Consider the following 11404-nt stretch of genomic DNA (forward strand, 5'->3'; position numbering starts at 1 on the left):
TAATTTTAATACGTACTCACTTTTCATACCATATTTCTTCTATAAAATATATTTTCTCCATTAAATACGCAACTATATATTATACTTTACTTCAAGCAGCTCCAACAAATTCTTTATTTTGTTGTTGAATAAAGAATAAAAAGTGTAAATTTGTACTTAGATGCCACTGAAACTAACAACATATTATCATGGGAAGGATATTCCTGAATTGCCGGGAAAAAATACCTTCCATTCCAAAGAGTTATTTCTGATTTATGAAGCAACTCCTGGGTATACTCCTTTATTAATAGTGGCAACAGAAGACGGCAGACCGGTGGCACGCCTGCTTGCTGCCATCCGCAAAGCAAAGAAGTGGCTCCCTTCTTCTTTAGTGAAACATTGTGTAGTATATAGTGAAGGCGAATTTCTGGACGAGTCTCTTTCGACCAACAAAGAAAAGGCAGAAGAAGTCTTCGGCGATATGCTCGAACATCTCACACAAGAAGCATCGCGCAGCTGTGTCCTGATCGAATTCCGGAACCTGAACAATTCGATGTTCGGTTATCGGGTTTTCCGTACCAACGATTATTTCCCAGTCAACTGGTTGCGGGTACGCAATTCGCTGCACAGTATGAAAAAGACGGAAGACCGGTTCAGCCCGTCGCGCATCCGTCAGATAAAAAAAGGACTCAAGAATGGAGCCAAAGTAGAGGAAGCACATACCGTGGAAGAAATACACGATTTCTCACGGATGCTGCACAAGGTTTATTCCTCCCGCATACGCAGATATTTCCCGGCCAACGATTTTTTCCACCACATGAACAATATGTTAATCAAAGGACAACAGGCAAAAATATTCGTTGTGAAATACAAAGAGAAAATCATTGGCGGTTCTGTCTGTATCTATTCGGGAGACGACGCATACCTTTGGTTTTCGGGAGGAATGAGAAAGACATACGCACTTCAATATCCGGGTGTGCTAGCCGTTTGGAAAGCATTGGAAGACGCACACCAACGGGGATTCCGCCACATGGAATTTATGGATGTAGGACTTCCGTTCCGTAAACACGGTTATCGTGATTTCGTTCTTCGCTTCGGAGGAAAACAAAGCAGTACCCGCCGTTGGTTCCGCGTCAATTGGAGTTGGCTGAATAAACTCTTAGTCAAGTTTTATGTCTAAATGTAATCTCAAGATTACAAAACAATGTTTTATGCTCCTTTCCCACCATTTTTTCTGTTTAATAATCCAATAATTAAATGCAGAAATATTTCTTTATTAGATAAGAAATGTCTTTCTTTGTGCTGTTTTATGCCTTATAAGCACAGATTTAAAACCAAATAAAAAAAGTATAGTTATGAAGATTTCACACATTGAACATCTGGGCATTGCTGTAAAAAGCATCGAAGAAGCCCTTCCTTACTACGAAAATGTATTAGGTCTGAAGTGTTACAACATTGAAACAGTGGAAGATCAGAAAGTAAGAACTGCTTTTTTAAAAGTGGGCGAAACAAAAATTGAACTGTTGGAGCCTACTTGCCCGGAGAGTACTATTGCCAAATTCATTGAAAACAAAGGTGCAGGCGTTCACCACGTCGCATTTGCTGTAGAAGATGGCGTAGCCAATGCGCTGGCAGAGGCAGAAGGCAAAGAAATCCGCCTTATCGACAAAGCTCCCCGCAAAGGTGCTGAAGGTTTGAATATCGCTTTCCTTCACCCGAAATCAACTTTGGGTGTGTTAACAGAACTCTGCGAACATTAATCATAAACTCTAAAACTAACAAGAACTCATGAGTAATCAACTTGAAAAAATTAAAGAGCTTATTGAACGCCGTGCCGTAGCACGTATCGGAGGCGGTGAAAAAGCAATTGCGAAGCAACACGAAAAAGGGAAATACACAGCACGCGAGCGTCTGGCTATGCTGCTTGACGAGGGTAGCTTCGAAGAAATGGACATGTTCGTTGAGCACAGATGCACGAACTTCGGCATGGAGAAAAAACATTACCCGGGAGACGGTGTAGTAACCGGCTGCGGTACGATCGAAGGACGTCTGGTATATGTGTTCGCACAGGACTTCACTGTTTCTGCCGGTTCACTGTCAGAAACGATGTCATTGAAAATTTGTAAAATCATGGATCAAGCCATGAAGATGGGCGCTCCCTGTATCGGTATCAACGACTCGGGTGGTGCACGTATCCAGGAAGGTATCAACGCTTTGGCAGGTTATGCAGAAATCTTCCAACGCAACATCCTTGCTTCAGGTGTTATTCCGCAGATTTCCGGTATCTTCGGTCCTTGTGCCGGTGGTGCTGTTTATTCTCCGGCTCTGACCGACTTCACACTGATGATGGAAGGCACTTCTTATATGTTCCTCACCGGACCGAAAGTGGTGAAGACCGTTACAGGTGAAGACGTTAGCCAGGAAAACCTCGGTGGCGCAAGCGTTCACTCCACTAAATCGGGTGTGACTCATTTCACCGCCCAAACAGAAGAAGAAGGTTTCGAACTGATTCGCAAACTGTTGAGCTATATTCCTCAAAACAACCTTGAAGAAGCTCCTTATGTAGATTGCACAGACCCAATCGACCGTCTGGAAGATTCTTTGAACGATATTATCCCCGACAGCCCTACTAAACCGTATGACATGTACGAAGTGATCGGCGCTATTGTGGACAACGGTGAATTCCTTGAAATCCAGAAAGATTATGCAAAGAATATCATCATCGGTTTCGCCCGCTTCAACGGACAATCGGTAGGTATCGTTGCTAATCAGCCTAAGTATCTGGCTGGTGTGCTCGATAGTAACGCATCTCGTAAGGGTGCACGTTTCGTTCGTTTCTGCGATGCATTCAATATTCCTATCGTATCGTTGGTAGACGTACCGGGATTCCTTCCGGGAACAGGTCAGGAATACAATGGCGTTATCCTTCATGGTGCTAAACTGTTGTATGCTTACGGTGAAGCTACTGTGCCTAAGGTTACTATCACATTGCGTAAATCCTACGGTGGTTCTCACATCGTGATGAGCTGTAAGCAACTTCGCGGTGACATGAACTACGCATGGCCTACTGCCGAAATCGCAGTAATGGGTGGTGCAGGAGCAGTAGAAGTATTGTACGCACGCGAAGCCAAAGATCAGGAAAACCCGGCTCAATTCCTTGCAGAGAAAGAAGCAGAATACACGAAATTGTTCGCCAATCCTTACAATGCAGCTAAATATGGCTACATCGACGATGTGATTGAACCGCGCAACACACGTTTCCGTGTTATCCGTGCTTTGCAGCAGTTGCAGACTAAGAAATTGAGTAATCCGGCTAAGAAGCATGGTAATATTCCGTTGTAATCCTACTTTTCACATTAAAACAAGAACGATTATGAACAAAACCAAAATCGGAATATTCCTTTCTTTGCTGTTGCTGATTGGTCTGACTTCTTGTGGAGAGCAAAAGTCGAACAATAAGCTGGTGCTAAACGAAATCCTGATAAACAATCAGAGTAATTTTCAGGACGATTACGGATTGCACAGCGCATGGATTGAAATATTCAATAAATCATTCGGTAGCGCCGACCTGGCAGCTTGCTTGCTGAAAGTAAGCAGCCAACCGGGCGATACAGTTACTTATTTTATCCCGAAAGGTGATATACTTACCTTAGTGAAACCCCGCCAACATGCACTATTCTGGGCAGATGGCGAACCTAACCGTGGTACTTTCCATACCAGCTTCAAGCTGAATCCGGAAACAGCTAATTGGGTGGGTCTGTTCGACTCCGGCAAGAAGTTGCTCGACCAGATTGTAGTGCCCGCAGGCACTCTCGGTCCCAATCAATCATACGCTCGTGTAAGCGACGGGGCAGCTGAATGGGAAGTAAAAAGTGGAAGCGGTGACAAATACGTGACTCCGAGCACCAACAACAAGACTCTTGACAGCAATTCCAAGATGGAAAAGTTTGAAGAACACGATGCTGATGGCGTTGGAATGTCCATTTCTGCCATGAGCGTAGTATTCTGCGGATTGATTCTTCTCTTTATTGCTTTCAAGATTGTAGGAAAAGTAGCTGTTAATTTGAGCAAGCGCAACGCTATGAAATCTAAAGGAATTGACAAGCATGAAGCTAAGGAACTGTCACAGGCTCCGGGCGAAGTATACGCTGCTATTTCTATGGCATTACACGAAATGCAGGATGAGGTGCACGACGTAGAAGAAACGGTGCTGACCATCACCCGCGTAAAACGCAGCTACTCACCATGGAGTTCGAAGATTTACACTTTGCGTGAAACTCCTCCCAGAAAGTAAGTCACCTTTTAAAAAGTAAAAACGATGAAAGAATATAAATATAAAATCAACGGTAACTCATATAAAGTAACCATCGGAGATATTGAAGACAACATCGCTCATGTAGAAGTGAACGGTACACACTATAAAGTAGAAATGGAGAAACAGCCGAAGCCTGTTGCGAAACCCGTGACAGTACGCCCGATGCCTAATGCTCCTGCTGCTCCTACTCAAGTAGTGAAACCGACCGCTCCATCTACCGGAAAATCAGGAGTAAAATCTCCGCTGCCGGGTGTGATCCTCGACATCAAAGTGAATGTAGGCGATACTGTAAAGAAAGGACAGACCATTATCATATTGGAAGCCATGAAGATGGAAAACAATATCAATGCGGATAAGGACGGTAAGATTACTGCCATCAACGTCAACAAGGGAGACTCTGTTCTTGAAGGTAATGACCTCGTAATTATTGAATAATATGGGAGACTTTATAAACTTTTTAGGAAATAACCTAGCCGACTTCTGGACATACACAGGCTTTGCCAATGCTACGGTAGGGCATGTAGTCATGATTCTCGTTGGCTTGGTATTCATCTATTTGGCAATAGCCAAAGAGTTCGAACCGATGCTGCTGATTCCTATCGGTTTCGGTATATTGATCGGTAATATACCTTTTAATATGGATGCCGGGCTGAAAGTCGGTATTTATGAAGAAGGTTCTGTATTGAATATATTGTATCAGGGAGTGACCTCCGGCTGGTATCCGCCACTCATCTTTTTGGGTATCGGTGCCATGACGGACTTCTCGGCACTTATCTCTAATCCAAAATTGATGCTGATCGGTGCAGCTGCACAATTCGGTATCTTCGGTGCTTATATGATCGCGCTAGAAATGGGCTTCGATCCGATGCAAGCCGGTGCTATCGGTATCATTGGTGGAGCAGACGGCCCGACGGCCATCTTCCTTTCTTCCAAGCTAGCACCTAACCTGATGGGAGCCATTGCGGTGTCCGCCTACTCCTATATGGCGTTGGTTCCGGTGATACAGCCGCCTATCATGCGTCTGCTCACCACCAAGAACGAACGTGTCATCCGCATGAAACCGCCGCGTGCCGTTTCTCACACGGAGAAAGTGATTTTCCCGATCATCGGTTTGTTGCTGACTTGTTTCCTGGTTCCTTCTGGTCTGCCTTTGCTGGGTATGCTGTTCTTCGGTAACCTGTTGAAAGAAAGTGGTGTAACCCGCCGTTTGGCTAATACTGCCAGTGGTCCGTTGATTGATACAATCACTATCCTGTTGGGTCTGACAGTAGGTGCTTCTACACAAGCATCCGAATTCCTGACGCTTGACTCTATCAAGATCTTTGCCCTCGGTGCATTGTCATTTGTTATTGCAACGGCATCCGGTGTCATCTTCGTTAAGATCTTCAATATCTTCCTGAAGAAAGGTAATAAGATCAATCCGTTGATCGGTAATGCAGGTGTTTCTGCTGTTCCCGACTCTGCACGTATCTCGCAAGTGATTGGTTTGGAATATGATTCGACCAACTATTTGCTGATGCACGCTATGGGTCCGAACGTTGCCGGAGTGATCGGTTCAGCTGTTGCTGCCGGTATCCTGCTTGGATTCTTGATGTAAGAAACATTATATAATAGATAAGAACACCCGTGTTACATTCAGTTGTGACACGGGTGTTCTTTAATTACAGCCATAGTGTTTCTTCTCTCCGTTCTGAAACGATTAAACGTCATAAAAAAGGCTGCTACCAGTGTTCAAACCGGAGCAGCCTCTTTCTTTTATTTATGGAATAATCCGGAGATTATTACTGTGCCAATTTATTGTCAGAACCGAGCACGTTGATGATTTTGTGCTTGTACAGTTTTTCCATGTTGTCACGAGCCGGGCCAAGATACTTACGTGGGTCGAATTCAGCTGGTTTTTCAGCGAAAGTCTTACGGATAGCAGCAGTCATAGCCAGACGTGAGTCAGAGTCGATGTTGATTTTGCAAACAGCAGACTTAGCAGCCTTACGCAACCATTCTTCGGGAATACCGATAGCAGCTTTCAATGCACCACCGTATTGGTTGATAGTTGCCACTTCTTCCTGTGGAACTGAAGATGAACCGTGAAGAACGATAGGGAATCCCGGAAGTTTTTCCATTACAGCGTCCAATACTTCGAATGCCAATGGAGGAGGAACCATTACGCCTGTAACCGGGTCGATGTGGCATTGTTCCGGAGTAAACTTGTAAGCACCGTGAGAAGTACCGATTGAGATAGCCAAAGAGTCGCAACCAGTGCGAGTAGCGAAGTCGATTACTTCTTCTGGGTCAGTATATGTGTGGTGGTCAGCAGAAACTTCATCTTCTACACCAGCCAATACGCCAAGTTCACCTTCTACAGTTACGTCAAACTGGTGAGCGTATTCAACAACTTTCTTAGTCAATGCTACGTTTTCTTCGTAAGGAAGATGAGAACCGTCAATCATCACTGAAGAGAAACCTGAATCGATACAAGATTTGCAAGTTTCGAATGTATCTCCGTGGTCAAGATGAAGAACGATTTCCGGATGTGCGCAGCCTAATTCTTTAGCATATTCTACAGCACCCTGTGCCATGTAACGCAACAAAGTAGCGTTAGCATACTGACGAGCACCTTTAGAAACCTGAAGAATCACAGGAGATTTAGTTTCAACAGCAGCCTTGATGATAGCCTGCATTTGTTCCATATTGTTGAAGTTGAATGCTGGGATAGCATATCCACCTTTGATAGCCTTAGCAAACATTTCTCTTGTGTTTACCAATCCTAAATCTTTGTAATTTACCATTTTGTTTAAAGTTTATTGTTAGTGAATAAAAATTCTACGCAAAAGTAAGCATTATCCATCGAATAACGAACATCGGAAAGAAAAATATAGTAGAAAAAGGTTTAAATCAGACTGCAAAATTTAGCAGGAATACGAGTGTGACATTAGATTGTAATGTCCACCTTGCAAACTTTGGGATTTATGATTTCTGAATTCTGATTGATGCCTTCGGATTTATATCTCCTTATTTATACCTCATTTTTCATTCATTTAATCACCAAAATCTGCATAGCCAATCAGAAATCATAAATTAGAAATCAGAAATTTTAGAAAACCTTTTTCTATTTCACAGAAAAGCATTATCTTTGCGCTCTGAAAATGACCATTACACTATTTCTTACCAAAATAGTAACAGAATATAAATTAAAAAACAGATACTGAAATGAAAAAAGGCCTTCATCCAGAATCATACCGTCCGGTAGTATTTAAAGATATGTCAAATGGTGACATGTTTTTGTCTAGATCAACTGTAGCAACTAAAGAAACCATCGAATTCGAAGGTGAAACTTATCCGTTGCTGAAGATTGAAATCTCAAACACTTCTCACCCGTTCTATACAGGTAAATCTACATTGGTAGATACTGCAGGTCGTGTTGATAAGTTCATGAGCCGTTACGGTGACCGTAAGAAGAAATAATTCGATCTTTCGTGAAAGATGAAAAAAGAGGAGATTCTCGCAGAGAATTTCCTCTTTTTCGTTTTCTATATTCCTTAACGTCAAGCATCATCCAACAAGAAATCGGCTATATGACGATGCCTGACACCCTCCACATTATCCTGCCACAAGCTGTCCATGCTAACTACATATTTAGGATAATGGTCGTTAATGGCGAGCAAAGGAGCAAACTCCCTCTCAACAGTTGCCTGTGAAGCTAACTGATACGTTACTTGCACATAAATCTTTTCTTCCCGACGGATGGCTACAAAATCCACTTCTTTATCATCCTGTTTGCCTACATACACTTCATAACCCCTTCTTTTCAACTCCAGACAGACCAGATTCTCCAACATACCTGCAATCAACCGGTCACGATAGCCCATCACGGAATAAATCAAAGAAAGGTCACTTACAAAATACTTCTCATTCGTCTGCAGAATTTCCTTTCCTTTAATATCATATCGGGGAACACGTTGAATGATAAAAGCACTTTCCAATGCATTCAGATAATTATAGATGGTATTCATATCCACCTTCCGTTGCTGACTTTTGAAGTAATCAGCTATATTTTTAGCGTTCAGCTTATTGCCTATATTATCGAAAACAAACTTCACTACCCGTTCGAGCAGTTCCACATTCCGGATATTGTGACGCTGCACCGTGTCACGAAGAATGACAGAAGAATAGATGTCGTAAACAATTTTATAGATAGCCTCATATCCATAATCGGCAGTATGTATGGCTGGGAATCCTCCCATACGGAGATATTTCTGAAATTCCTCCTTCCGGTTGAGTGTCGGATCATTGGCCTGCAAGTCATGGAAAGTCAGATATTCTCTAAAAGACAAGGTCATGACATGGAAAGCGACATACCGTCCCGTTAAATAAGTTGCCAGTTCGGACGATAACATACGTGAGTTGGAGCCGGTCACATAAATATCCGTATCCAAATCTACCAGAAGTGAGTTGACCACTTTTTCCCAACCGTCCACTTCCTGAATTTCATCCAAGAGAATATAATATTTACCCGCATCTCCCGCCTGTCCCCGAATATAAGCATACAAAGCCTTCGCCTCTTTCAAATCTATCCACTGAAAACTTTCAAAATTCAGATAGATGATACGTTCTTCACGAACTCCTCTCCTCAACAGTTCGTCACGAATCAGACGCAGCACTACCGACTTTCCACTGCGACGAATACCCGTTATCACTTTTACAAACGGCTTATCTATAAAAGGAACAATTTGTTCCATATACTGTTCACGATTAATCATATTCAAAAGTTTTTAGGGTTATAAGCACAAAGATATACTATTTTCGGAAAGTTTTTAGGGTTATAACCCTAAATAAATCCATAAATTCAGATTCTTTTAGGGTTATAAGCCGAAAAATAAATAAAAGAAATATGACTAAATCCGATTTATTACCAAATAAAGAAAGTACCTTTACCCGGCTAATTAATAAAAAATGGAAATAACCGATTTAAAACAAATGACAAAGGAAGAAGTTTTTAATTTCATCAGACAACGCCTTTCTTTCAGTAAAGAACTGCAAGAACAATTCAGACATGTGAATAAAGACGATCTCGCAAAAGAACATCGCAGATTCGAAATGTCCGGAAATGAATCAAAGACAGGCCAATGCACGATTTTCAACACAGCGATTCTGAACGAGTTTGCCGATCTTGGCATCTATGATTATACTTCTTATCTTTTTCTCGACTTCCACAATGGCACTCCAACCGTTTATCTCAAATACTTCTCCGAAAATGAAAATTTGGAATATACATTTACCGGATATACCACAACGGAAATCATCTTTGCAATTCTTGAACTGACTATCTTCTCCGGAAAGCCCAAAAGAAATCGCAGCTAAAAAAAAGAATTGCACGGAAAGACAATGCGAGGTCAAAAGACTTTTATGGCTTTCATTTAGGCACGGATTACACGGATTTCACGGTTCCATTAGACTAAAAGCCGCGAAATCCGTGTAATCCGTACCTAAATAATATCAATCTAATAGATGGTTTCACTTTTGGCTCCCTCCTTTTTATCATCACATTATATTTGCCACCCGTATAGCATATTTACCATCTTTATACCATACTCTCTATTCTCATACCATATTTCCTGCATTTATTTCCTCTTTTCCATCCTATTCCGAAAAAAACATATATCTTTGTCACACGCTTTCTGCCCATCAGCGTGATGAAACAGGCAAAAGCGGTTTTTATTCCTTAATGGAGTAAATAACGTATTGTCTCTCAAACTTAAAAATTAGCAGTTTTTTCACACCGAGAGATGATACAACAGATACTCCACGTAGATAGTCGTATATCAACATATCGATTAGAGATTTGTTATATATAAACGTTTGGCGTGGGTGTCTGTTGTTTATCATTATCTGGTGAAGGGTGTTGCTAAGCCTTAAGTTTAGATAATGGTACAACAGCACTCACGCTTTTATTGTATCCGGTCGGTTTCAACAATCCTTATACCCCAACCAATTCCCCAGCCGACCGAAATCATAAAAATCGTGGGTGTTCGTTGCACCTCTCCGGACAATACGTTATTTACTCCTTTTTTATAACACATTAAAACAAAAGCGATATGCCAAAATGGATTAGTGTAGAAAAAGCAGTGATTAAGTATCACATCGAAAAAGAAGCGATCCTACTTTGGGTGGAAATGGGACAATTCCCTATGTTATACATAGACAATGTTCCGAACGTTGACGAAGAATGTATTCTGGAACTCTTTCGCCGAAGTAAAGCCGGCATTACAGCAGAATATATTGATACGCTGGAACAACTGTGCATAGACAAAACGATGGTCTGCGAGAAATACGCCCACATTATTCAATTGAAAGAAAAGGAAATTCAGCTGCAGAAGGAAATAAATACGTTGATAAACGAAATACAGGCAGCAATGAAGAGACAAAACGAACGAATCCGGGATTTGAAAAAAGCGATTGGACAGAATAATAATGTTATACGTAGCAACAGTTGGATAAAAAGGCTGCGCAAAAGGTTTCAATGGTGAATAATTATCAGCGTACCAATTACCATGTGGGACACAACGTAAACAATTAGCATATTGGCACATTATTGCACGGTTTTTACCACAGAGGACACGGAGGACACAGAGGTGAATTTGGTTTATGACTTACGCTTGTGACCCTAATTTTGATGCGTAATCCTCCTCTATAAAGTTGAAAAAACGGTTCTTCGTCAAATTTGGTGGTACTTCTTCTATTGTGAATAAATAATCTTCGCTCTCAGTAGTTTAATTCCTGCCCTATTGTACATCTGTCTTTTTACCGCTTTAATTTTATTCACTGTCCCCTCCAGTAATCCGTTACTGAAGGGGATATCAATAGCTGCCTGTACTGCCTCCCAGTCTTTTTCAATACCATATGCAAAGTTCGTCAGTGCCATATTCCGTGTTGCCTTCGCTTTTTCAATCCACTTTCTAATATCCTTATCATAAGTGTTCCCATTAATCATATCTCTGAAATTCTGACACACGCTTAAAAGTTCTTTAATCTGCGGTGAGGACTTATACAGTTCCGCTAGTTTAGGATTATCCGATTNTCCCTTTAGAATGTATTTGCGTATCTGATTCTGTG

Annotated in this window: 12 protein-coding genes; 9 read left to right on the forward strand and 3 right to left on the reverse strand. The window is 41.7% G+C overall.

The genetic code is table 11. The features are described from left to right. The first annotated feature begins 160 nt into the window (after positions 1-160). The 6 genes from HMPREF9010_RS12560 (at position 161) to HMPREF9010_RS12535 (ending at position 5891) form a co-directional block, all read left to right on the forward strand. The gene (locus HMPREF9010_RS12560; protein ID WP_008648882.1) at positions 161-1159 is read left to right on the forward strand and encodes a GNAT family N-acetyltransferase; all 999 of its coding nucleotides are present in this window, start codon (positions 161-163) and stop codon (positions 1157-1159) included. 175 nt (positions 1160-1334) lie between these two features. After that, positions 1335-1739, forward strand: a complete 405-nt coding sequence (gene mce / locus HMPREF9010_RS12555) for a methylmalonyl-CoA epimerase (RefSeq protein ID WP_004311398.1) — start codon at positions 1335-1337, stop codon at positions 1737-1739. Between the two features lie 28 nt (positions 1740-1767). Beyond that, on the forward strand, positions 1768-3321 hold the full coding sequence (locus HMPREF9010_RS12550) for an acyl-CoA carboxylase subunit beta (RefSeq protein WP_004300890.1): 1554 nt from the start codon (positions 1768-1770) through the stop codon (positions 3319-3321). Between the two features lie 31 nt (positions 3322-3352). Continuing rightward, positions 3353-4273 (forward strand): OadG family transporter subunit, encoded by a 921-nt coding sequence (locus tag HMPREF9010_RS12545; protein WP_032852657.1) that lies wholly within the window; start codon positions 3353-3355, stop codon positions 4271-4273. A gap of 24 nt (positions 4274-4297) precedes the next feature. Continuing rightward, positions 4298-4729, forward strand: a complete 432-nt coding sequence (locus HMPREF9010_RS12540) for an acetyl-CoA carboxylase biotin carboxyl carrier protein (RefSeq protein ID WP_004300895.1) — start codon at positions 4298-4300, stop codon at positions 4727-4729. Between the two features lies 1 nt (position 4730). Beyond that, complete coding sequence (locus tag HMPREF9010_RS12535) at positions 4731-5891, forward strand: sodium ion-translocating decarboxylase subunit beta (RefSeq protein ID WP_004300899.1); 1161 nt, start codon at positions 4731-4733, stop codon at positions 5889-5891. Between the two features lie 184 nt (positions 5892-6075). On the opposite strand, the gene HMPREF9010_RS12530 is transcribed toward HMPREF9010_RS12535, so the two are convergent. Then, the gene (locus HMPREF9010_RS12530) at positions 6076-7080 is read right to left on the reverse strand and encodes a class II fructose-bisphosphate aldolase (RefSeq protein WP_008648889.1); all 1005 of its coding nucleotides are present in this window, start codon (positions 7078-7080) and stop codon (positions 6076-6078) included. A gap of 421 nt (positions 7081-7501) precedes the next feature. Between HMPREF9010_RS12530 and HMPREF9010_RS0124405 the strand changes: the two genes are divergently transcribed. Then, complete coding sequence (locus tag HMPREF9010_RS0124405) at positions 7502-7756, forward strand: type B 50S ribosomal protein L31 (RefSeq protein WP_004300906.1); 255 nt, start codon at positions 7502-7504, stop codon at positions 7754-7756. Between the two features lie 80 nt (positions 7757-7836). Here the strand turns inward: HMPREF9010_RS0124405 and HMPREF9010_RS12525 are convergent, their stop codons facing one another. Further along, complete coding sequence (locus HMPREF9010_RS12525) at positions 7837-9051, reverse strand: ATP-binding protein (RefSeq protein WP_008648890.1); 1215 nt, start codon at positions 9049-9051, stop codon at positions 7837-7839. A 193-nt stretch (positions 9052-9244) separates the two neighbouring features. On the opposite strand from HMPREF9010_RS12525, the gene HMPREF9010_RS12520 reads away from it, so the two are divergent. Continuing rightward, positions 9245-9652 carry a hypothetical protein gene (locus tag HMPREF9010_RS12520; RefSeq protein WP_004304410.1) on the forward strand — a complete coding sequence of 136 codons (408 nt, stop codon included), beginning with the start codon at positions 9245-9247 and terminating at the stop codon, positions 9650-9652. Positions 9653-10386: 734 nt separating this feature from the next. Continuing rightward, the gene (locus HMPREF9010_RS12515) at positions 10387-10818 is read left to right on the forward strand and encodes a hypothetical protein (protein ID WP_008648891.1); all 432 of its coding nucleotides are present in this window, start codon (positions 10387-10389) and stop codon (positions 10816-10818) included. A gap of 209 nt (positions 10819-11027) precedes the next feature. Here HMPREF9010_RS12515 and HMPREF9010_RS12510 read toward each other — a convergent pair. Beyond that, the coding region (locus HMPREF9010_RS12510; RefSeq protein WP_198139068.1) for a transposase at positions 11028-11404 on the reverse strand (377 nt) is incomplete at its 5' end.

This window comes from Bacteroides sp. 3_1_23 (assembly GCF_000162555.1).
In the GTDB taxonomy this organism is placed as follows: Bacteria; Bacteroidota; Bacteroidia; order Bacteroidales; family Bacteroidaceae; genus Bacteroides; species Bacteroides ovatus.

Bases quoted from the DNA above. Each gene is read 5' to 3' on its own strand.
- HMPREF9010_RS12560 (WP_008648882.1), top strand. From the start codon at position 161: ATGCCACTGAAACTAACAACATATTATCATGGGAAGGATATTCCTGAA.
- mce (WP_004311398.1), top strand. From the start codon at position 1,335: ATGAAGATTTCACACATTGAACATCTGGGCATTGCTGTAAAAAGCATC.
- HMPREF9010_RS12550 (WP_004300890.1), top strand. From the start codon at position 1,768: ATGAGTAATCAACTTGAAAAAATTAAAGAGCTTATTGAACGCCGTGCC.
- HMPREF9010_RS12545 (WP_032852657.1), top strand. From the start codon at position 3,353: ATGAACAAAACCAAAATCGGAATATTCCTTTCTTTGCTGTTGCTGATT.
- HMPREF9010_RS12540 (WP_004300895.1), top strand. From the start codon at position 4,298: ATGAAAGAATATAAATATAAAATCAACGGTAACTCATATAAAGTAACC.
- HMPREF9010_RS12535 (WP_004300899.1), top strand. From the start codon at position 4,731: ATGGGAGACTTTATAAACTTTTTAGGAAATAACCTAGCCGACTTCTGG.
- HMPREF9010_RS12530 (WP_008648889.1), bottom strand. From the start codon at position 7,080: ATGGTAAATTACAAAGATTTAGGATTGGTAAACACAAGAGAAATGTTT.
- HMPREF9010_RS0124405 (WP_004300906.1), top strand. From the start codon at position 7,502: ATGAAAAAAGGCCTTCATCCAGAATCATACCGTCCGGTAGTATTTAAA.
- HMPREF9010_RS12525 (WP_008648890.1), bottom strand. From the start codon at position 9,051: ATGATTAATCGTGAACAGTATATGGAACAAATTGTTCCTTTTATAGAT.
- HMPREF9010_RS12520 (WP_004304410.1), top strand. From the start codon at position 9,245: ATGGAAATAACCGATTTAAAACAAATGACAAAGGAAGAAGTTTTTAAT.
- HMPREF9010_RS12515 (WP_008648891.1), top strand. From the start codon at position 10,387: ATGCCAAAATGGATTAGTGTAGAAAAAGCAGTGATTAAGTATCACATC.